This is a genomic window from Curtobacterium sp. MCPF17_046, assembly GCF_003224295.1.
Lineage (GTDB): Bacteria > Actinomycetota > Actinomycetes > Actinomycetales > Microbacteriaceae > Curtobacterium.
In genome coordinates, this window is sequence record NZ_QKLB01000002.1 from 321,238 (window position 1) to 341,197 (window position 19,960).

Here is a 19,960-nt window from a genome sequence, read left to right on the forward strand (position 1 = left end):
CCGACGCTCGCCCTTCCCCGTCGTGCTCGGGCAGGAAACGGGAGGCGTCAGGTGCGCGCTGCGAGGGCGTCGAGCGCGGCGACCTGCCCGGCCACGACGAGCCCTCGCGCGGAGTCGACCGGCGTCCAGCGCGCGTCGTCGACCTCGGGCACCTCGACGAACCGACCGGAGCCGCGCGGCAGCTCGAGCGCGACGGTGTTGCTGCGCACCACGTCGACGGAGAAGTCCGGTGCGTGCAGCGTGTGGACCGTGACGACCTTGCCCGAGGCCTGCCGGAAGTCGCCGAGCAGGTGCGGGACACCGTCCGGCGGTGCTGTGCCGATCTCCTCGGTGAACTCCCGCAGCGCCGTGGTCAGGGTGTCCTCGCCCGCGACCGGTTCGCCCTTCGGGATCGTCCACGCCCGCGGCCGCCGACGCCAGAACGGGCCACCCATGTGCGCGATGAACACCTCGAGGGCGGGACCGCTCCCCCGGTGCAGCAGGAGACCGGCGGAACGGAGGGGCACGGTCGGAGACTACCCTCGCGCGCATGCGCAGCATCGGACTCCGCGACGGCCGCTCGGTCCTCGTGGACGACACCGCACCGGACGCCGTCCGGCCCACCGTGGTGTGGCACCACGAGTCCCCGCACACGGGCGCCCTCTTCGAGCCGCTCACCAGCGCGGCGGCGGCCCGCGGGCTCCGTCTCGTCGCGGTGACCCGACCGGGCTACGGCGGAGCCGACCCCCTGCCCGGACGACGCGTCGCGGACGGCGCTCGCGACCTCGAACAGGTCCTCGACGCGCTGGGACTCCCCCGCGTCGCGGTCCTCGGCGGGTCCGGTGGTGGCCCGCACGCGCTCGCCGCCGCGGCACTGCTGCCCGGCCGGGTCGCCGCCGCGGCCGTCGTCGCCTCGCCCGCGCCGTTCGACGACACGACCGGGTGGTGGGACGGCATGGCGGCCGACGGTGGCCTCCGGTCGGCCGCCGCCGGACGGGAGGCCCGTCTCGCCTGGGCGTCGACCGCCACGTTCGACCCGTCCCAGTTCGTCGACCGCGACTGGGCCGCCCTGGACGGGGACTGGGCCGCGCTCGGGCAGGACGCGACGGCGGCGGATGGGTCGGGCCTGCAGGGCGCGACCGACGACGACGTGGCGTTCGTCACCGACTGGGGGTTCCCGCTGTCCGCCGTGACCGTCCCGACGACCGTCGTGCACGGAGCCCGCGACCGGGTCGTGCCGGTCGCACACGGGCGGCGCCTCGCCGCGGCACTCCCCGCCGTGGCGTACGAGGAGCGGCCCGCGGACGGACACATCTCGGCGCTGACGGCGGTCCCGGTGCTCCTGGACCGGCTCGCCGCGGTGCTGCGCTGACCCGCTCCGCGGTCGCGGGGCACTCGGACCGCGGAGCGGGTCCGAGACGGACGTGTCGGCTCAGCCGAACCTGCTCCGGAGCACGTCCGCGGTCCGGTCGGTCAGGAAGCGCACACCGGCGCGGTTCGGGTGGAGCGCGCCGGGACGGAGGTCGATCCGGCTCAGGCCGCCGAGCGACTCGAGCGAGATCCCCTCGACGTAGGCGCCCTTCCGCGCGCACGCCGAGTGCGCCTGCGTCTCGGCGAACACCTCGATGAAGGTCGCCCCCGCGGCCTGCGCCGCGTTCCGGGTCACGTCGTCCAGCTGCTCCTGCACGCCGTGCAGCCAGCGGACGTCGGCGTCGGTGAACGGGTAGGTGTCCCGGGGGAACCGCCCGGCCAGGGTCCCCAGGTCGACGGCCGGGCGGAAGCAGCCCGACGACGGGGTATGTGCCGCGTCGGGGAAGATCGCCGGGTACCCGAGCACGATCACCGTGGCGTTCGGCGCCGCGGCCCGGACGTCGGCGAGCGTCTCGGCGACGCCGAGGGCGACGCGGCCCTGGATCTTGGCGCCGAGGGTGTCCACCCCGTCGGACGCGAGTGTCGACCGGCAGGACGGGGCGTTCTGGCCGGAGAACACCGGGCCGGTGGCGGACAGTGCCAGGCACGAGCCCGCGGTGCCGAACAGGTCGGCGTCGTTGCCGCCGATCGTCAGTGTCACGAGCCGCGTGTCGGCGGACAGCGCCTCGAGTTGCGGCCGGGCGCCGCGGAACTGCACGCGGTCCCGGACGTCCTCGCTCGTCGCGCCCGCGCAGGTGACGTCGGTGAGGTCGAGTCCGAAGCGGGCGGCGATGCGGTGCGGGTAGTCCTCGCCGGACTGCGCGCACGCCCGGACCGGGAGCCCGGTGGGGTGCCCGAGCCCGTACCCGGCGGAGTACGAGTCACCGAGCGCGACGTACGCACTGCCCGGCGGCAGCCCGGCGAGCGTCTCGGGCGGGTCGTCGGTGGCCGGGAAGGGCTGTGGGACGGGCCAGAGCGGAGCGGCGACGGCGGCACCGGGAGCGGTCGGTGTGCCCGGTACCCCGCCGACCGACGCCGTCCCCGCCAGCAGGACGGTCGCGACGAGTGCGGTGAGGACGCGGGGGACGGTCGAGCGGCGCAGGGTGGGCTCCGGAACGGGTTCGGGCGGGTGGGCGGCCCGACGGGCGGGGTCGAGCGGGCACGGTCGGTCCGTCCGGCTCGACTCCCGCCGCCGGGATGTCAGCGACGACCGAGGCGACGCTCGCCGCCCGCGCCGGGCTGGTACGGCAGACCGTAGTGGGCGAAGAGCTCGGGCTCGAGCGCGGCGTCGAGTTCGCCGTCCGTCGCGATCGACGGAGCGTCCTTGACGGCCTTCTTGTCGAAGGTCACGACGAGGTGCTTCGGGGTCACGGTCGCGCCGACGAGGGGGACGAAGACGAGCTTCTTCCCGACGACGCCGGTCGTGATCGACCCGAACGCCGGCTCCGACGTCGCGGTGTCGTAGTAGATGCTCTCGAGGTTGCCGATCTTGTCGTCCTGGTCGTCGACGACCGGCAGACCGATCCAGTCCCGGATGTTGGCTGCTTCGAACACGGCGACTCCCTCCGACGGCCGGACCTTCCGTGCCGTCGGATCGACGCTACCGACCGGTGCTGGGTGCGCGGACGGCGGGCACGACCCCGAGCCCGTCGACGGCCGCGAGCACGTCCTCGGCGGTGACCGCGAGGATCGCCGGGTCCGGGTCCTCCGCGAAGACGTCACCGCGCCGGACCGAGGCGTCGGTGAGGACCACGTGCGGGCCGGACGCGGGCGGACCCCAGGCCTCGGGCGGAGCCGGTCCGAACAGCACGACGGACGGGATCCCGTAGGCCGACGCCAGGTGCGCCGCTCCCGTGTCCACCGTGACGAGGAGGCTCGCTGCCGCCACGACCGCGGCGAACGGCTGCAGGTCGAGGCGACCCGCGAGCACCGCCGCGTCGTCCAGACCTGCCGATTCCGCGACGGCCAGTGCGCGCTCGACGTCGTCCGCGCCTCCCGTCAGCACCACGTGGTGGCCGCGCTCGACCAGCCCCCGCACCACGGCGGCGAAGCGGTCGACCGGCCAGTGCCGGGCGCCGTGGAAGGCGCCGACGTGCACGACCGCCGCGCCCTGGACGACGGCGGGGACGGCCGGGACCGCGATCGAGACGTCGTCGGGGTCGGCGGGCATGCCGTGCGCGGTCATGAGACCCGCCCACCGCTCGCGCTCGTGCACGTCGTGCTGCCACTCGGGCCCGTCGGGTGCGCCGTGTCCGATGACGCGGCGGGCCTGCAGCGCGTCGATGAGCTGCCCGGACTCCGGGCCGGCACCGTGCAGGTTCACCGCGACGTCCACGACACCCGCCGGGACCGCGATCGGGTGGTCGAGGCCGTGCTGGGCGAGGTGCACGTCCACGTCGGGGACGAGCTCGACGACCGGCGCGAGCCAGGCCGTCGTCGCGAGCGTGATCCGGTGCCCGGGGAACGCCCGCCTGAGGGCGTGCAGCGCGGGGACGGCGACGAGCAGGTCGCCGAGCTTGATCGCACGGAGCACGACGAGCTCCGGGCGGCCGTCGGACGGGGGCAGGGTGGGAACGGCGGTCACGAGGTCCGACGCTACCGGGCGCCGACCGCCCCGTCCGCCACGCCCGGGGAGTTGTCCGCGGCGCGCCACCGCACGCAGCCCGGTTGGGCGAGCCCCGCGTCCGCCCGGTAGAGAGGGGTGTGGCCCTCTCCGACCGACCGCTGCGCGGCGTGCTCTTCGACCGAGACGACACCCTGGTGGTCGACGTCCCCTACAACGCGGACCCGGCCCTCGTCGTCCCGGTCCCCGGTGCCGCGCGCGCCGTCGCCGCGGCCCGGGCAGCGGGACTCGCGGTGGGCGTCGTCACGAACCAGTCGGTCATCGCGAAGGGCATGGCGACCCGCGAACAGGTCGACGCGACGAACGCCCGGGTGGACGAGCTGGTCGGGCCGTTCGACGTGTGGGAGGTCTGCCCGCACGACCGCGCCGACGACTGTTCCTGCCGCAAGCCCCGCCCCGGCATGGTGCTCGCGGCGGCCGCACGGCTCGGCCTCGACCCGGCCGACCTCGTCGTCATCGGGGACATCGGCGCGGACGTCGGTGCCGCGGCCGCAGCGGGCGGGCAAGGCGTCCTCGTGCCCACCGCACGCACCCTGCCGGCCGAGGTCGACGGCGCGACCACCGTCGCCCGGACGATCGAGGAGGCGGTCGCACTCGTCGTCGCCCAGGCGGCACCGGTGACACCGTGAGCGCCGCGGACACCGTGCGTGCCGCGGACACCGTGGACACCGAGAGCGACCGGGACACCGGCGGTCGGCGGGTGCTCGTCGCCAGACTCGACTCCTTCGGCGACGTCCTGGTCGCCGGGCCGGCGGTCCGTGCCGTCGCGGCCGGCGCCGACCACGTGACGCTGCTGTGCGGCCCGCAGGGTGCCCCGGCCGGCGCGCTGCTGCCCGGGGTGGACACGCTCCGGGTGTGGGCGGCGCCGTGGGTCACGGAGACCGCCCGACCGCTCGACGACGGCGTCCTGGCCGAGTTCCGCGCCCTCGTCGACGCGGAACGCCCGGACGAGGCCGTGGTGCTGACGTCCTTCCACCAGTCCCCGCTGCCGCTCGCGATGCTGCTCCGGCTCGCCGGGGTGCCGAGGGTCTCCGGTGCGTCCGTCGACCACCCGGGCTCGCTGCTCGACGTCCGGCTCCGACCCGGGGAGGACCTGCCCGAGGACGTCCCCGAACCCGAACGAGCGCTCCGCATCGCCGCGGCCGCGGGCTTCACCCTGCCCGAGGGCGACGACGGACTGCTCCGGGTCCGCGTCGGCGAGGACGTCGCGGTGCCCCCGGTGGTGGCCGCGCTGGAGCGGTACGTCGTCGTCCACCCCGGCGCCAGTGTGGAGGCGCGGTCCTGGCCGCCGTCCTCGCACCGGGCGCTCGTGGCGGAGTACGCCCGGCTCGGCGTCCCGGTGGTCGTCACCGGCTCGCCGGGCGAGCGGGAGCTGACCGCCGCGGTCGCCGGCAGCACCGGCATCGACCTCGGCGGTCGGACCAGCCCGGCCGAGCTGGCCGCCGTCCTCGCCGGCGCCGAGGTCGTCGTCGTCGGGAACACCGGGCCGGCCCACCTCGCCGCAGCGGTCGGGGCCCGGATCGTGAGTCTGTTCTCCCCCGTGGTCCCCGCCGTGAAGTGGGCGCCGTACGCGGCGCACGTGGAACTGCTCGGCGACCAGGGCGCGCCGTGCCGTCTCAGCCGGGCACGCGACTGCCCCGTGCCCGGCCACCCGTGTCTGGCCGGTGTCGGCGTCGACGACGTCCTCGCGGCCCACGAACGGCTCGTCGGGTGCGCTCTCCGGACGAACCAGGGGTCCCTGCGAACGCCGCCAGACGCCGATCGGTAGCGTGCGGCACTGCTGCTCCTCCTCCTCCTCCTCCTCCTCCTGATCGACAGCGACCGAAAGGCAGTGCATGCGGATCCTCGTGTGGCACGTGCACGGCGGCTGGATGGACGCCTTCGTCCGCGGCCCGCACGAGTACCTCATCCCGACCACCCCGGAGCGTGACGGTTGGGGCCTCGGCCGTGGTGGCCGGGACTGGGGGACGAACGCCGTCGAGATCGCACCCGAGGACGTCGCCGACGCCGGCGTGGACCTGGTGGTCCTGCAGCGACCGGAGGAACTCGCGGTCGCGCAGCGGCTCCTCGGGCGGACGGACTTCCCGACCGTCTTCGTCGAGCACAACGCTCCACGCCTCGACGTACCCGACAGCCTGCACCCGTTCCGGGACCGGGACGACGTGACGATCGCGCACGTGACGCACTGGAACGCCCTGATGTGGGACTGCGGCTCGACCCGGACCACCGTCGTCGAACACGGCGTCGTCGACCCCGGTGCTCTGTACACCGGCGAGCTCGAGCGCTTCGGCGCCGTCATCAACGAGCCGGTCCGCCGCAACCGGGTCGTCGGCACCGACCTGCTCCCCCGCTTCGGTGCGGTCGCCCCGGTCGACGTCTTCGGCATGGGCACCGAGAAGCTCGCCGGACTCGGCCACGGCGACCTGCTCGTCGGGCTCGGGGACGTGAAGCCCGACCCGATGCACGCGGCCCTCGCGAAGCGCCGCGCGTACGTCCACGCGAACCGCTGGACCTCGCTCGGGCTGTCGCTCATCGAGTCGATGCACATGGCGATGCCGGTGCTCGTCCTCGCCACCACGGACGCGTCCCGCACGGTGCCCGCCGAGGCCGGTGCGATCGCGACGGACGTCGACGAGCTCGTCCGGGCCTCCCGGACGCTCCTCGAGGACCCCGACGAGGCGCGCCGACGCGGTCTCGTCGCCCGGGAGGCCGTGCTCGCGCGACACGCGCTGTCCCGCTTCACCGCGGACTGGGACGCCCTGCTCGACGACGTGCACACTGAGCACCACGCCCGGATGCGCACGCCGCGTCCGGAGCGGGAGACGGAGACCGCCGGAGCCGCAGCGCTGCCGGCCGGTGGGAGGAGCAGCTAGATGCAGATCGCCATGGTCTCCGAGCACGCGAGCCCGCTCGCGACGCTCGGCGGCGTCGACGCCGGCGGCCAGAACGTCCACGTCGCCGCCCTCTCCGCGGCCCTGGCCGACCGCGGCCACACGGTCACGGTCTACACACGCCGCGACGACGCGGCCCTGCCCGTCCGTGTCACCCTCCGCCCCGGCGTGGACGTCGTGCACGTCGACGCCGGTCCGGCCGAGCACGTGCCGAAGGACGACCTGCTGCCCTACATGGGCACGTTCGCCCAGGTCCTGGCATCCGAGTGGCTGTCCGACCGCCCCGACGTGGTGCACGGGCACTTCTGGATGTCCGGGCACGCGGCCCTCGAGGCCGTCACCCAGGTGCAGCTGCGCACCGGTGAGCCGCGCATCCCCGTCGTCCAGACCTTCCACGCCCTCGGTGTCGTCAAGCGTCGGCACCAGGGTTCGGCGGACACCAGCCCGCCCGAGCGTGAGTGGCTCGAACCGGCCGTCGGCCGCGGTGCCGACCAGGTCGTCGCGACGTGCTCGGACGAGGCGTTCGAGCTGAAGACCCTCGGCGTCCCCCTCCGCTCCATCTCCGTCGTGCCCTGCGGCGTCGACGTCGAGCTGTTCCGCCCGGACGGCCCCGTGGAGGAGCGCGGCCGGACCCACCGCGTCCTGACCGCCTCCCGGCTCGTGCAGCGCAAGGGCGTCGGCACGACCATCGCCGCCGTCGCCCGCCTGGTCGCCGAGGGTCGCGACGTCGAGCTCGTCGTCGTCGGCGGTGCCGGTGTCGCCGGGGCCGACCTGCCCGACGACCCCGAGTACCAGCGACTCGACTCCCTGGCCCGCGACCTCGGGATCCGCGACCACGTGTCCTTCCGCGGGCAGCTCGCGCAGGAGGAGATGGGGGCCGTGTACCGCAGCGCCGACGTCGTCGTCTGCGCGCCCTGGTACGAGCCGTTCGGCATCGTCCCGCTCGAGGCCATGGCGTGCGGCGTGCCCGTCGTGGCCTCCCGCGTCGGCGGCCTCATCGACACCGTCGTCGAGGACGCCACCGGCCTGCACGTCGAGCCGCGCGACGAGGACGGCCTCGCGGTCGCGCTCGGTGGGCTGCTGGACGACCCGGAGCGCCGGGCGGCCTACGGGCACGCCGGTCGTCGCCGCGCCGAGGCCAAGTACACCTGGCAGAAGGTCGCCGCCGACACCCAGCGCGTGTACGAGCGCCTGGTCGCCGGCGGCCGCGTCGGAGCCACCGCACCCATCACCGAGAGGAACGCCCGATGACCATCGAGCAGACCGGGATCGGCACGACCGAGTCCGGCACAGCCGGCCCCGCTGAGGGCACGAGCACGCGCGTCGTGCTCGACCACATCGCCGCGTCGGTGCCCGTCATCGCGTCGCTCGTCGACCACGGCGACCACATCGCGGCATGGGCGGACGACATCGCCGCCCGCCTGGTCGCCGGACGTCGGCTCCTCGCGGCGGGCAACGGCGGGTCCGCGGCCGAGGCGCAGCACCTGACCTCGGAGCTCACCGGCCGGTTCGACGGCGACCGCCCGGCGTACTCCGCGATCGCGCTGCACGCCGAGACCTCCGCCGTGACCGCCATTGGCAACGACTACGGCTTCGAGCAGGTGTTCGCCCGGCAGGTGCGCGCGCACGCCCGGGCCGGCGACGTCGTCGTCCTCCTCAGCACGAGCGGCAAGAGCCCGAACCTGCTCGCCGCCGCGGCCGCCGCTCGCGACGTCGGCGCCCGGTCCGTCGCCATGACCGGTCCCGTCCCGAACCCGCTCGCGAGCGCGGTCGACGACGTCATCGCCATCGACGGCCCGTCCGCCAACGTGCAGGAGGCGCAGCTCGTCCTCGTCCACGCCCTCTGCCGCGCCATGGAGCCCGCGCTCCGCCGAGGAGGCACCCGATGACCGACCGTCAGCTCCGCATCGTCGTCGTCGGCGACACCCTGCTCGACGTGGACGTCAGCGGCACGAGCGAACGGCTCAGCCCGGACGCCCCGGTGCCCGTGCTCGACGTCCGCTCGGAACAGCGCCGGGCCGGTGGTGCCGGGCTCGTCGCCACCATGCTCGCGAAGGACGGCCACGACGTCCGTCTCGTGACCGTGCTGGGCGACGACGCCCCCGCGGAGCGGCTGCGGTCGCTCCTGCCGGGCGTCACGATCGTCGAGGGCCCCTCCGGCGCACCGACCCCGGTGAAGACCCGGGTGCGCGTCGGGGACCACGCCCTCGTCCGCATCGACGAGGGGTGCGACACCCCGCCCGTCCCCGCGGTCACCGCTGAGATGCGCGCCGCGCTCGAGGACGCCGACGCCGTCGTCGTCGCCGACTACGGTCGCGGGCTGACCGCCGCCGAGGACATGCGGTCGGCGCTCACCGCCGTCGCCGAGCGCACCCCGGTGGTCTGGGACCCGCACCCCAAGGGCGAGGCGCCCGTGGTCGGCGTCACCGTGGTCACCCCGAACGCGAGCGAGGCGCAGCGCTTCACCGGGCTCGGCGGCACCGGGGTCGCGTTCGCCACCGACGCCGCCGCCGACCTCGTCGCCCGGTGGGCGGCGCACGCCGTCGCCGTGACCATGGGCGAACGCGGCGCGCTCGTCGGCCGTCGCACCGAGCGCGGCCTCGACTCCCGGTTCGTCCCGGCACCCTCCGTCACCGCCGGCGACCCCTGCGGTGCCGGTGACCGTCTCGCCGCCGGCGTCGCCGTCGCGCTCGCATCGGGCGCGGAGATCGCCGACGCGGTCACCGCCGGGGTCGTCGACGCCTCCGCGTACCTCGCGGCCGGCGGCGTCGCCTCGCTCGTCGCGGGCGCACCACCCGCACCGATCGCGGTGCCGGGCGCCGACCGGGACGCCCTCCGGGTCGTGCACGACGTCCGGGCCGCCGGCGGTGTCGTCGTCGCGACCGGCGGCTGCTTCGACCTGCTGCACGCCGGGCACGCCCGCACCCTGTCCGCTGCCCGCGCCCTCGGTGACTGCCTGGTCGTCTGCCTGAACTCCGACGAGTCGGTCCGCGGACTGAAGGGTCCGGACCGCCCGATCATGGGGCAGGACGACCGCGTGGAGCTCCTCCTCGCGCTGGACTGCGTCGACGCCGTCGTCGTGTTCGACGAGTCGACCCCCGACGAGGCGCTCCGTCGCTTCAAGCCGGACGTCTGGGCGAAGGGCGGCGACTACACGGCCGACGAACTCCCCGAGTCGGTCACCCTCGCCGAGTGGGGCGGCCGGGTCGTCACCGTCCCGTTCCACCCGGGCCGCTCCACCACCCGCCTGGCCGCCGCGATCGAACGCGTCGGCTGAGCCCCGCTCTCCACCTCACGACCACAGCACCAGAACCGAAGGACATCCATGCCCGTCCCCACCACCCCCATCGGCCGCGTCCTCGTCACCGGCGGCGCCTCCGGACTCGGCGCGGCCGTCGTCGCCGCCGTCACCGAGGCCGGCGGTACCCCGATCGTCCTCGACCTCCGGATCGACGCGGTCCCCGAGGGCGTCGACGCCGTCGCCGTGGACGTCTCGGACACCGACGCCGTCGAACGCGCCGTCACAGAAGCGGTCGAGCGCCACGGAGGCCTCGACGCCGTCGTGACCGCCGCGGGCATCGACACCCCGGCCCCGATCGACGCGATCTCCTCCGGCAACTGGGAGAAGATCGTCGGCGTCAACCTGATCGGCACCGCGTCGACCGTCCGTGCCGCCCTGCCCGCGCTCGAGGCCTCGCACGGCCGCGTCGTGACGATCTCGTCGTCGCTCGCCCTGCGCGGCGTCGGCCACGGCACCGCCTACTCGGCGTCGAAGTTCGGCGTCCGCGGGTTCTCGCAGGCCCTCGCCGCCGAGACCGCGGGCCGCATCGGTGTCACGAACGTGATCCCGGCGGGCATGCGCACGAACTTCTTCGCCGACCGCACCGAGCAGTACAAGCCGGGTCCGGACGCGCAGCTCATCGAGCCGGAGTACGTCGCGAACTCGATCATCTTCGCCCTCTCCCAGCCGGCCGGTTGCGAGATCCGCGAGCTGTCGATCATGCCGGCGACCGAGCCCAGCTGGCCCTGACCGTCGCACGCGCCTGACGGACGGGAGGCCCGGTACCAGCTGGTACCGGGCCTCCCGTCCGTCTGCGGTGGCGCCGCGCGGGCGCAGCCGCTCAGGTGGTGGCCAGCAGGTCCTCGACGTCGGCCAGCACACGGTCCGGCGTGACCTCGTCGACGAAGGACGGGTCGTGCTCGCAGCGCTCGGCGCTCCACCCCACCTGGGTGACGTCGACGTCGCACACCGGGCAGCGGGTGACGAAGCTCATGAGCACGCGGTGCCGGCCGCGGTCGAGCGGACCGGCGTTGATGACGTTGCCGAACCAGAAGACGCCCACGGTCGGCGTGCCGACGGCGACCGCGAGGTGCCGGGGGCCCGAGTCGTCACCGACCATGACGTCGGCCGCGGCGAGCACGGCGGGGAGTTCCCGCAGGGGCAGCACGGCGGTCAGGTCGTGCAGCCGTGCGGCGACCTCCGGCCCGACCGCCTCGGACACGGACGCCCGGATGCTCGTCGCGGCCGGTCGGTCGGAGTCGTCGCCCACGAGCACGACGTCGTCGCCTGCCTCGAGCCGGGCGATCGCCACCGCGGCGAAGCGCTCGGGGCTCCACCGGCGGCGCGGGTCGGTCGCGCCCGGGTGCATCGCGACCAGGCGGCCCCGTACCCCGAGTCGGTCCCGGACCGCGGCGCGCTCGTCGGCACCGACGACGATCCTCGGGTCCAGGGTGACCGGTTCGGCACCGGCCAGCCCGACGACCTCGAGCGCGCGCAGCACCTCGTGCTGGTAGTAGACGTAGCGCACCCAGCGCTCGGTCGGGGTGGCGTCCTCGGTGGCGGTGCCGACCGAGTGCGCGGCGCCGAGGCGGAGCAGGAACGGGTTCGAGTTGCGCCCGCCGCCGTGTAGTTGGACGGCGAGGTCGAACCGGCCACTGAGCCGGGCGAAGAAGTCCTCGAGGTCCGGTGCCCCGTCACCGCCGTCACGCACACCGGGCGAGACGGGCAGTTCCTCGACGGCGTGCACGGCGTCCGTGCGCCCCGGCAGGAGCGCCGCCGCCATCGGGGTCCCGAGCAGCGTCAGGCGGGCCTCCGGGTACGCGGCCGCGAGGGCCTCGATCGCGGGCATCGCGAACATCAGGTCGCCGAGTCCCCCACCGCGGAGCACCGCGATCTCGCGGACCCCCTCGAACCGTTCGCCGCCACGTCCGATCTGCACCACGCCCGTCGTCCTCCTCGTGTCCGACGCGGCGGGTCGTCCGACCGCATCCCTTCGTTCCTACCCGGCCGCGGTCGGGCCGGTGTGCAGCAGCCCTGCGGCGCCGCTCCGCGCTGCGTCCCGTGGACACACCCACGCATCCCCCGGGCGTGTCCAGCGGAGAAGGAGGAGCGTGGAGGGGCCGGTGCCACGAGGCCGGACCACCACGAGAGGACGCACATGACGCTCGACGCCACCACCACCACCGCCCCGTCGACGGACGACCCGTCCGCGGACACGATCACGGTGCTCGACCCCGTGACCGGCGAGGTGGCCTCGGAGACCCGCCGGAGCACGGCGGACGAGGTGCGCGACGCGGTCGCGCGTGCGCGGGCGGCGGCGACGGGATGGGCCCGGACTGCTCCCGGTGAGCGCGGCGCGGTCCTCCGCGCCGCGGCCGAGCGGCTCCGCGGGCACGCCGACGAACTCGCCGCGATGAACACCCGCGAGACCGGCAAGGTGCCGGGCGACGCCCTCGGCGGCGTCGAGGCCGGCATCGACACGCTCATCCAGTACGCCGAGCTCGGCCCGCTGCACCGGGGCGAGGCGCTCCGCGGGAACCACGGCGCCGCCGACTTCGCCGTCCCGCACCCGCGCGGCGTCGTGCTCGCGCTGACGCCGTGGAACGACCCCGTCGCCGTCGCGTGCGGGATCCTCGGTGCGGCGATCGTCGCCGGCAACACGGTCGTGCACAAGGGCAGCGAGCGGAGCCCGGGCACGATCGCGCTCCTGAACCGCCTGCTCGCCGCCGAGCTCCCCGAGGGCGTGCTCGTGGGCGTCGACGGCGACGCGACGACCGGTGAGCAGCTCCTCGCCGAGGACGGCATCGCGGTGTACGCGCACGTCGGCTCGACGGCGACGGGCGACCGCCTGGCCGAGGCCGCGCTCCGCACCCGCGCGCACGTGATCCGCGAGAACGGCGGCAACGACGCCGCGGTCGTGGACGCCGACGTCGACCCGGTGTGGGCGGCGGAACAGGTCGCCCTCGGTGCCTTCGCGAACACCGGACAGATCTGCACGAGCGTGGAGCGCGTCTACGTGCACCGCGACATCGCCGATGACTTCACCGCCGCCCTGGTGCGCGCCGCGGAGCGGAAGACCGCCTCGGCCGCCGCCGACTTCGGTCCCCTCGTCGACGAGCGTCTGCGCACGACCGTCCAGGAGCACGTCGACCAGGCCGTCGATGCCGGCGCCCGGGTGCTGACGGGCGGCTCGGTGCCGGAGGGTGCCGGCACGTTCTACCCCGCGACCGTCCTCACCGACTGCACCGACGACATGCTCGTGCTCACCGAGGAGACCTTCGGTCCGATCGCCCCGCTCCGCGTCGTGGACGACATGGCCGAGGGGCTCCGCCTGGCCGCCGAGGACCGGTACGGCCTGGCCGCGACCGTCCTGACCGGCGACACCGCGACCGCGCTCCGTGCCGCCGCGGAGCTGCCCGTCGGCACCGTGAAGATCAACGCCGTGTTCGGCGGCGCACCGGGTGGCAGCGCCGAGCCCCGCGGCGCCTCCGGCTCCGGCTTCGGCTACGGCCCGCACCTGCTCGACGAGATGACGACCACCACGGTCGTGCACCTCGAGGCAGCCCCGCGTCGGACGAGCGCCCCCACCGGCACCACCGACGCCGTCGACCCGGCCACCGCGGGCAGCCACGACACCGACACCGCCACCGCCGAGGACGTCCGATGAGCGCCGACGTCCGTTCGGTCCGTCGCGTCGTCGACGCGGTCGCGGCGCAGGAGCCCGTCGTCGTGGTGGTCGGGGACGTCATCCTCGACCGCTGGACGGTCGGTGCCGCCGAACGGGTGTCGCGCGAGGCCCCCGCGCCCGTCGTCCGGGTCACCGAGACCATCGCCGTCCCGGGAGGCGCGGCGAACACCGCGGTCAACGCCCGCGCCCTGGGTGCGCGCGTCCGCATGGTCGCCCTGATCGGCGACGACGAGACCGGGCGGGTCCTGCGTGACCGGCTCGAGGCCGCCGGGGTGGACACGCGCTGGCTCGTCGCGGTCCCGGGTGCGACGACCACCTGCAAGGACCGCATCGTCGGGGGTGACCGTGTCGTCGTCCGGGTCGACGACCTGGCCGGACCGCCGAGTGCGGCGGACACGGCCCTCCTCGCCGAGGCGACGGCGGCAGCCGTGCGCGGCACCGCGTCCGGGGACGCCCCCGGGACGGCGACCGACGCCCGTGCGGACACGGTCGTCGTCTGCGACTACGACCTCGGCGTCGACGCCACCGCCATCGTGCCGGTCCTCGGACAGGACCGCCCCACGACCGTCGTCGTGGACGCCCACGACCTCAGCCGCTGGCAGACCCTCCGTCCGGACCTCGTCACGCCGAACGCCGGCGAGGCCGCCGCGCTGCTCGGCCGCGACCTCGGGCAGGGCGCCGATCGGGCCACGACCGTGGTCGCCGCACGCGACGAGGTCCTCGCCGTCACCGGCGCGCGCAACGCGGTCGTCACGCTCGACCGCAACGGGACGGTGCTGCTCGAGGCCGCCGGCGCGGACAGCACGCTGTCGGACGTGCACCGCACGCGTGCCACGCCGGCGTCCGAGCAGCAGGCGTCCGGCGCCGGCGACACGTTCTGCGCCGCGGCCTCGGTCGCCCTCGCCGTCGGGACCCCGGTCCGCGAGGCCGTCTCCTTCGCCCAGGCGGCTGCCGACGTCGTGGTGCGCGAGGCCGGGACCTCGGTCTGCACGGCCGATGCGCTCGTGGCCTCGGTGTCCGCACCGGCCGAGACCGTCGTCGACCACGACGAGCTCGCCGCCGCCGTCGAGGAGGCCCGTCGCGCCGGGCGCCGCATCGTGTTCACGAACGGCTGCTTCGACGTCGTCCACCGCGGGCACACCACGTACCTCCGCCAGGCGAGCGAGCTCGGCGACCTGCTCGTCGTCGCACTGAACGACGACGACTCGGTCCGTCGACTGAAGGGTCCGGAGCGGCCGATCAACACCGCCGAGGACCGCGCCGGCGTCCTCGCCGCGCTGGCCTGCGTCGACCTGGTGACGGTGTTCGCGACCGACACCCCGATCCCGCTCATCGAGCGCATCCGGCCGGACGTCTACGTCAAGGGCGGCGACTACTCCCCCGAGATGCTCAGCGAGACCGAGGTCGTGCGGGCCCACGGCGGCGAGGTCGTCATGGTCGACTACGTCGCCGAGCACTCGACGAGCGCCGTCGTCCGTCGCATCCGCGAGACCGCCGCCGGCACCGGCGCCGGCACCGGCGCGCCGACGGGAGACCCGACCGCCGTGTCCGGGGACGCATGACGCGCGGGGCACGGTGGTCCGGCGAGTGGGGTCGCCCGACCGAGGACCCGGCGGTGGAGAGCACCCCGGTCGACGTCGACGTCCTCGTCCCGACCGTCGGGCGTACGGCGGAGCTCGCCGCGACCCTCGCCGGCCTGGCGGCCCAGACCGACGTCGCCTTCCGTCTCGTGCTCAGCGACCAGTCCGCGACGGGTGACGCCGCCGCGCAGCCGGCGATCGCCGCCATGGTCCGCGTCCTGGAGGCCCAGGGTCGGCCCGTCACGCTGCTCACCCACCCGGAGCGGCGCGGACTCGCCGAGCACCGGCACTTCCTGCTCGCGCACGCCACCGCGGACGCCGTCCTGTTCCTCGACGACGACGTCTGGCTGGAACCCGGGTCCGTGCACCGGATGCTCGACGCCCTGCGATCGCTCGGCACCGGCTTCGTCGGCAGCGCGGTCCAGGGGCTGTCGTACCTCGAGGACCGCCGTCCGCACGAGACGGCACCGTTCGCGCTGTGGGACGGCCCGGTCGTCCCCGAGGTGGTGCGCCGCGGCACGCCGGGGTTCGACCGCTGGTCGCTGCACAACGCCGCGAACCTGGTCCACGTCGCCGCCGAGCTCGACGTCGAGCCGGGCGGCTGGTTGCCGTACCGCGTCGCGTGGGTCGGCGCCTGTGCGATGTACGACCGGGCCGCGCTCGAGGCGGTCGGCGGCTTCGGGTTCTGGGAGACCCTGCCGATCGGGCACGCGGGCGAGGACGTGGTCGTCCAGTGGCGGGTGATGGAGCGCTTCGGCGGCGCCGGCATCGTGCCGTCCGGGGCCGTGCACCTCGAGGCCCCGACCACGGTGACGGACCGCTCCGTCGACGCGCCGGACGTGGTCTTCGCGCACGAAGCGCACCAGCAGCACGCGGATCAGCACCCGGGCACCTGACCGATCGGGCACGCCACGCCCAGCGCCGCGCGGCTGCTGACAAGTGGTCGGCCGTGCGGCAGGATCGACGCAGCGGCGGGACGACGCCGGCGACGACCATGGGAACGAGGACGCGATGGCCACCTTCACACGCGGGTTCGGCGGACGCCGCCGGGACGCCGACGACAGCCGCATCCCGCCCGGGCAGACGCTGGTGCAGGACTGGCCGGTGCTCTCGGCGGGTGCCACACCCGAGATCGAGCCCTCCGAGTGGAGCTTCTCGATCCGCACCGAGTCCGGCCTGCACACCTGGACGTGGGACGAGGTCCGGGCGCTCGGGCTCGAGGACGTCACGGTCGACATCCACTGCGTCACGCACTGGACGAAGCTCGGCATGGCCTGGCGCGGGGTCCCCCTCGACAAGCTCTTCGCGGACATCGAGACCTCGCTCGACTTCTGCATGGTGCACAGCTTCGGCGGCTACACGACGAACGTCCCCCTCGACGAACTCCTCGAGGGTCAGGCATGGATCGCGTTCGAGGCCGACGGCGAGCCCCTCAGCCCGGAGCACGGCGGTCCGGCCCGGCTGCTCGTGCCGCACCTGTACTTCTGGAAGAGCGCGAAGTGGGTGCGGGGCATCACGATGCACGCCGAGGACGAGCCCGGCTTCTGGGAGAACGCCGGCTACAACATGCACGGCGACCCGTGGAAGGAAGAGCGGTACTGGTGACCCTGTCCAGCACCGACGGCGCCCCCGGCCTGGAGGCACGCACCGGTCCCGTCACGCCGGGCCGTCCGCTCCGCCGCCCGGGGTGGCACCCGGCGACCGTCGCCGCGGTCTCCCCCGAGACCCCGAACGCCCGACGGCTGGTGCTCGACGTGCCGTCATGGCCCGGCAACGACCCCGGGCAGCACCTCGACCTGCGGCTGACGGCCGAGGACGGCTACCAGGCCACGCGGTCCTACTCCATCGCGTCCTCCGGGGACGGCACGCGCGTGACGCTCGCCGTGGACCGGGTCGAGGACGGCGAGGTGTCCCCGTTCCTCGTCGACGCCGTCGAGGTCAGTGACGCGCTCGAGGTGCACGGTCCCCTCGGCGGCTGGTTCGTCTGGCGTCCGGGCGCCGACCCGGCGTCCCGCCCGGTGCAGCTCATCGCCGGCGGGTCCGGCGTCGTGCCGCTCCTGCCGATGGTCGCCGCGCACGCCGACGCCGAGGACCCGACGCCCTTCCGGCTGCTCTACGCCGTCCGCACCCCGGAGGACGTCTTCTTCCGAGCGGAGCTCGACGCAGCCCTGCGCACCGCGGACCGCGCGCCCTTCGACCTCGACGTCGTGTACAGCCGACGCGCCCCGGAGGGGTCGACGGCCCCGGTCGGACGACTCACGCGCGACCGGCTCGCGGCCGCCGTCCTGCCGCCGGACGCCGACGCACAGGTCTACGTCTGCGGGTCGACGCCGTTCGTCGAACAGGTCCTGCGCTGGCTCGGGGAACTCGGACACGACACCACCGGGGTGCGTGCGGAACGGTTCGGAGGCTCCTGATGACGATCGTCGACGGCAACGCCCTGGCCGGGGACCTCGGCGAGGTGCTCGGGGTCGATGCCACCTCGGCCCGGCTCCGCTGCTCGGGCTGCGACACGACCGGCCGCCTGGCGGTGACCCGGGTGTACCGGACCGCGATGGGCAGCGTCGCCCGCTGCCGCGGCTGCGACACGGTGCTCGTGACGGTGGTCGACGCAGGGGCGCAGCACTGGGTCGCCCTCCCCGGCGCGCGAGCCGTCGCGAACGACTGAACCCCCCGGCCGACCGGCCGAGGGGTTCACGTGTCCTGCTGTTCCGAGCGGATGACGAGATTCGAACTCGCGACCCTCACCTTGGCAAGGTGATGCGCTACCACTGCGCCACATCCGCACGCTGCCCACCTGGGTGGCCAACGTCGTCAACTGTACCCGACCGGCGGGGTGATCCGGGCCTCCCGTCCGCGTGTCGGGCGAGCCGGACGTCGAAACGGCCGGTCGGGCTAGGGTCGGACGGGTGACGACGACGTTCCGACGCAGTTCCCCGTCCGCACTCGGCATCGACGCCGCGGGCATCGACCAGCTCGTCTCCGCGCTCGAGGCCGCGCCCGGAGTGGAGCCGCACAGCCTGATGGTCCTGCGGCACGGCGAGCTCGCCGCCGGAGGGTGGTGGGCCCCCTTCGCGCCGGACCGGGTGCACCTGCTGTACTCGCTCAGCAAGAGCTTCACCGCGGCCGCCGTCGGGATCGCCGTCCGCGCCGGACTGGTCGACCTCGACGCGCCCGTGGTCGGTCACTTCCCGGAGCTCGACGCCGAGGTCACCGACGAACGGACCCGGCGGATGCGCGTGCGGCACCTGCTCGCGATGGCGAGCGGCCACCGGAGCGAGACGATCGACCGCGCCGAGGCGATCGACCCGACGAACACCGTCCGTGGGTTCCTGCTCCTGCCGCCCGACGAGGAACCCGGCAGCGTCTTCGCCTACAACCAGCCGTGCACGTACACGCTCGCCGAGATCGTCCGGCGGGCCAGTGGGACGTCCCTGCTCGAGTACCTGCGGCCGCGGCTCTTCGCCCCCCTCGGCATCGACGACTTCTCGTGGCGCCGCGACGACACCGGCGCGGAACTCGGTTACAGCGGCGGCTACACGACGACGGACGCGATCGCCGCACTCGGTCAGTTGTACCTGCAGCGCGGCGTGTGGGACGGCGAACGCATCCTCGACGAGGACTGGGTCGAGCAGGCCACGAGCGTGCAGGTGGTGAACCCGGACGAGGCGGACCCGGACTGGTCGCAGGGGTACGGCTTCCAGTTCTGGATGGCCCGGCACGGCTTCCGCGGTGACGGTGCCTACGGCCAGTTCTGCGTCGTGCTCCCCGAGTCGGACGTGGTCGTCGCGATGACCGGTCAGAGCACCGACATGCAGGCCGTCCTGGACGCGGTGTGGGAGCACCTGCTGCCCGCGGTCGACCGCGCGGGTCCGGCGGACGCGGACGACCGCCTGCGCGCCCGACTCGCCGGGCTCGCGCTGCCGCCGCTCGTCGGCGAGCCGCTCGGCATCCTGCCCGCCACCCCGCCGTCATCGCCGGCACCGGTGGCCGGCGACTCCGGACTGGAGGCCGTGCACCTGTCCCAGGACCCGTCCGGCCACTGGGTGCTCACCCTGGTCGACCCGTCCGGCGAGGTGACGGCTCCTGTCGGCGACGGCGAGTGGCTGGTCGCGGGTGCGACCGCCACGAGCGGGGCGCGCTCCGGGGACGTCGTGTCGGTGGACGTGCGGTTCGTCGAGACACCGCACCTGCTGCACGTCCGCGTCGACCTGGCCAACGGGGCCGTCACGGCTGGGTGGGAGACACAGCCGTTGCACGACGGCGTCGCGACGCTGCGTCGGCCGGACTGACCGGCTCCCCGACTAGCTCGTCGCCCCGCGGACGAAGGCACGGGCGAAGGTCCACGGTGCGTCGGTCACGCCCGAGCACATGTACGTGGGGATCGACGGGGTGCACGGCTGGTCGCGCGTGACCTCCCACCAGGCGAGCACCTCGATCCCGTGCGCGACGGACCAGCGGGCGAGGTCCTCGGCGTCCGTCCGTGTGAACACCTCCCCGGTGTCGTTG

Annotated in this window: 20 protein-coding genes, 1 tRNA gene and 1 pseudogene; 15 read left to right on the forward strand and 7 right to left on the reverse strand. The window is 74.8% G+C overall.

Features of this window, described 5'->3' with window-relative positions:
* Positions 1-47: 47 nt before the first annotated feature.
* Positions 48-506: an NUDIX domain-containing protein gene (locus DEJ32_RS03095; protein WP_110824923.1), complete on the reverse strand. Its 459-nt coding sequence runs from the start codon at positions 504-506 to the stop codon at positions 48-50.
* A 23-nt stretch (positions 507-529) separates the two neighbouring features.
* Here DEJ32_RS03095 and DEJ32_RS03100 point away from each other — a divergent pair, with 23 nt between their 5' ends.
* Positions 530-1,351, forward strand: a complete 822-nt coding sequence (locus DEJ32_RS03100) for an alpha/beta fold hydrolase (protein WP_110889797.1) — start codon at positions 530-532, stop codon at positions 1,349-1,351.
* 60 nt (positions 1,352-1,411) lie between these two features.
* Here the strand turns inward: DEJ32_RS03100 and DEJ32_RS03105 are convergent, their stop codons facing one another.
* The 3 genes from DEJ32_RS03105 to DEJ32_RS03115 are packed head-to-tail and all read right to left on the reverse strand — an operon-like array spanning position 1,412 to position 3,973.
* Positions 1,412-2,593, reverse strand: coding sequence for an SGNH/GDSL hydrolase family protein (locus DEJ32_RS03105; protein ID WP_110889796.1), 1,182 nt, complete (start codon positions 2,591-2,593; stop codon positions 1,412-1,414).
* The gene (locus DEJ32_RS03110; protein ID WP_110900252.1) at positions 2,590-2,943 is read right to left on the reverse strand and encodes a PRC-barrel domain-containing protein; all 354 of its coding nucleotides are present in this window, start codon (positions 2,941-2,943) and stop codon (positions 2,590-2,592) included. Before DEJ32_RS03110 ends, DEJ32_RS03105 begins: the two co-directional genes overlap by 4 nt.
* A 46-nt stretch (positions 2,944-2,989) precedes the next feature.
* Positions 2,990-3,973 carry a glycosyltransferase family 9 protein gene (locus DEJ32_RS03115; protein ID WP_110900253.1) on the reverse strand — a complete coding sequence of 328 codons (984 nt, stop codon included), beginning with the start codon at positions 3,971-3,973 and terminating at the stop codon, positions 2,990-2,992.
* A gap of 119 nt (positions 3,974-4,092) precedes the next feature.
* On the opposite strand from DEJ32_RS03115, the gene DEJ32_RS03120 reads away from it, so the two are divergent.
* The 7 genes from DEJ32_RS03120 (at position 4,093) to DEJ32_RS03150 (ending at position 10,933) form a co-directional block, all read left to right on the forward strand.
* The gene (locus tag DEJ32_RS03120; RefSeq protein WP_110900254.1) at positions 4,093-4,641 is read left to right on the forward strand and encodes an HAD-IIIA family hydrolase; all 549 of its coding nucleotides are present in this window, start codon (positions 4,093-4,095) and stop codon (positions 4,639-4,641) included.
* A 32-nt stretch (positions 4,642-4,673) separates the two neighbouring features.
* Positions 4,674-5,780 carry a glycosyltransferase family 9 protein gene (locus DEJ32_RS03125; RefSeq protein WP_110825198.1) on the forward strand — a complete coding sequence of 369 codons (1,107 nt, stop codon included), beginning with the start codon at positions 4,674-4,676 and terminating at the stop codon, positions 5,778-5,780.
* Positions 5,781-5,847: 67 nt separating this feature from the next.
* Complete coding sequence (locus tag DEJ32_RS03130; protein ID WP_110900255.1) at positions 5,848-6,885, forward strand: glycosyltransferase; 1,038 nt, start codon at positions 5,848-5,850, stop codon at positions 6,883-6,885.
* The gene (locus tag DEJ32_RS03135; RefSeq protein WP_110900256.1) at positions 6,886-8,154 is read left to right on the forward strand and encodes a glycosyltransferase; all 1,269 of its coding nucleotides are present in this window, start codon (positions 6,886-6,888) and stop codon (positions 8,152-8,154) included.
* Complete coding sequence (locus tag DEJ32_RS03140; RefSeq protein ID WP_110824915.1) at positions 8,151-8,792, forward strand: SIS domain-containing protein; 642 nt, start codon at positions 8,151-8,153, stop codon at positions 8,790-8,792. The genes DEJ32_RS03135 and DEJ32_RS03140 overlap by 4 nt, the downstream gene beginning before the upstream one ends.
* On the forward strand, positions 8,789-10,180 hold the full coding sequence (locus DEJ32_RS03145) for a PfkB family carbohydrate kinase (protein WP_110900257.1): 1,392 nt from the start codon (positions 8,789-8,791) through the stop codon (positions 10,178-10,180). Before DEJ32_RS03140 ends, DEJ32_RS03145 begins: the two co-directional genes overlap by 4 nt.
* Before the next feature lie 48 nt (positions 10,181-10,228).
* Entirely contained in the window at positions 10,229-10,933 is a 705-nt protein-coding gene (locus DEJ32_RS03150; protein WP_110824913.1) for an SDR family oxidoreductase, read from the forward strand.
* 91 nt (positions 10,934-11,024) lie between these two features.
* On the opposite strand, the gene DEJ32_RS03155 is transcribed toward DEJ32_RS03150, so the two are convergent.
* Positions 11,025-12,125, reverse strand: a complete 1,101-nt coding sequence (locus tag DEJ32_RS03155) for a glycosyltransferase family 9 protein (protein ID WP_110900258.1) — start codon at positions 12,123-12,125, stop codon at positions 11,025-11,027.
* Positions 12,126-12,341: 216 nt separating this feature from the next.
* Between DEJ32_RS03155 and DEJ32_RS03160 the strand changes: the two genes are divergently transcribed.
* The 6 genes from DEJ32_RS03160 (at position 12,342) to DEJ32_RS03185 (ending at position 18,119) form a co-directional block, all read left to right on the forward strand.
* Positions 12,342-13,850: an aldehyde dehydrogenase gene (locus DEJ32_RS03160; protein WP_110900259.1), complete on the forward strand. Its 1,509-nt coding sequence runs from the start codon at positions 12,342-12,344 to the stop codon at positions 13,848-13,850.
* Positions 13,847-15,433, forward strand: a complete 1,587-nt coding sequence (gene rfaE2, locus DEJ32_RS03165) for a D-glycero-beta-D-manno-heptose 1-phosphate adenylyltransferase (RefSeq protein WP_110900260.1) — start codon at positions 13,847-13,849, stop codon at positions 15,431-15,433. Before DEJ32_RS03160 ends, rfaE2 begins: the two co-directional genes overlap by 4 nt.
* Before the next feature lie 53 nt (positions 15,434-15,486).
* Positions 15,487-16,347 (forward strand): glycosyltransferase family 2 protein, encoded by an 861-nt coding sequence (locus DEJ32_RS03170; RefSeq protein ID WP_258365890.1) that lies wholly within the window; start codon positions 15,487-15,489, stop codon positions 16,345-16,347.
* Between the two features lie 115 nt (positions 16,348-16,462).
* Positions 16,463-17,056, forward strand: coding sequence for a molybdopterin-dependent oxidoreductase (locus DEJ32_RS03175; RefSeq protein ID WP_110825197.1), 594 nt, complete (start codon positions 16,463-16,465; stop codon positions 17,054-17,056).
* On the forward strand, positions 17,053-17,868 hold the full coding sequence (locus DEJ32_RS03180) for a ferredoxin reductase (protein ID WP_258368880.1): 816 nt from the start codon (positions 17,053-17,055) through the stop codon (positions 17,866-17,868). The genes DEJ32_RS03175 and DEJ32_RS03180 overlap by 4 nt, the downstream gene beginning before the upstream one ends.
* Positions 17,868-18,119, forward strand: a complete 252-nt coding sequence (locus DEJ32_RS03185) for a DUF6510 family protein (RefSeq protein ID WP_110824908.1) — start codon at positions 17,868-17,870, stop codon at positions 18,117-18,119. Before DEJ32_RS03180 ends, DEJ32_RS03185 begins: the two co-directional genes overlap by 1 nt.
* A gap of 46 nt (positions 18,120-18,165) precedes the next feature.
* On the opposite strand, the gene DEJ32_RS03190 is transcribed toward DEJ32_RS03185, so the two are convergent.
* Positions 18,166-18,237, reverse strand: a tRNA-Gly gene (locus DEJ32_RS03190).
* A gap of 123 nt (positions 18,238-18,360) precedes the next feature.
* Between DEJ32_RS03190 and DEJ32_RS03195 the strand changes: the two genes are divergently transcribed.
* Positions 18,361-19,743: a serine hydrolase gene (locus tag DEJ32_RS03195; RefSeq protein ID WP_110900262.1), complete on the forward strand. Its 1,383-nt coding sequence runs from the start codon at positions 18,361-18,363 to the stop codon at positions 19,741-19,743.
* Between the two features lie 12 nt (positions 19,744-19,755).
* Here DEJ32_RS03195 and DEJ32_RS03200 read toward each other — a convergent pair.
* Positions 19,756-19,960, reverse strand: a pseudogene (locus tag DEJ32_RS03200) (hypothetical protein); the annotation flags it as partial.

Coding starts and splice junctions, on each gene's coding strand:
- DEJ32_RS03135 (WP_110900256.1), top strand. CDS start 6,886: ATGCAGATCGCCATGGTCTCCGAGCACGCGAGCCCGCTCGCGACGCTC.
- DEJ32_RS03175 (WP_110825197.1), top strand. CDS start 16,463: ATGGCCACCTTCACACGCGGGTTCGGCGGACGCCGCCGGGACGCCGAC.
- rfaE2 (WP_110900260.1), top strand. CDS start 13,847: ATGAGCGCCGACGTCCGTTCGGTCCGTCGCGTCGTCGACGCGGTCGCG.
- DEJ32_RS03140 (WP_110824915.1), top strand. CDS start 8,151: ATGACCATCGAGCAGACCGGGATCGGCACGACCGAGTCCGGCACAGCC.
- DEJ32_RS03100 (WP_110889797.1), top strand. CDS start 530: ATGCGCAGCATCGGACTCCGCGACGGCCGCTCGGTCCTCGTGGACGAC.
- DEJ32_RS03160 (WP_110900259.1), top strand. CDS start 12,342: ATGACGCTCGACGCCACCACCACCACCGCCCCGTCGACGGACGACCCG.
- DEJ32_RS03145 (WP_110900257.1), top strand. CDS start 8,789: ATGACCGACCGTCAGCTCCGCATCGTCGTCGTCGGCGACACCCTGCTC.
- DEJ32_RS03130 (WP_110900255.1), top strand. CDS start 5,848: ATGCGGATCCTCGTGTGGCACGTGCACGGCGGCTGGATGGACGCCTTC.
- DEJ32_RS03185 (WP_110824908.1), top strand. CDS start 17,868: ATGACGATCGTCGACGGCAACGCCCTGGCCGGGGACCTCGGCGAGGTG.
- DEJ32_RS03150 (WP_110824913.1), top strand. CDS start 10,229: ATGCCCGTCCCCACCACCCCCATCGGCCGCGTCCTCGTCACCGGCGGC.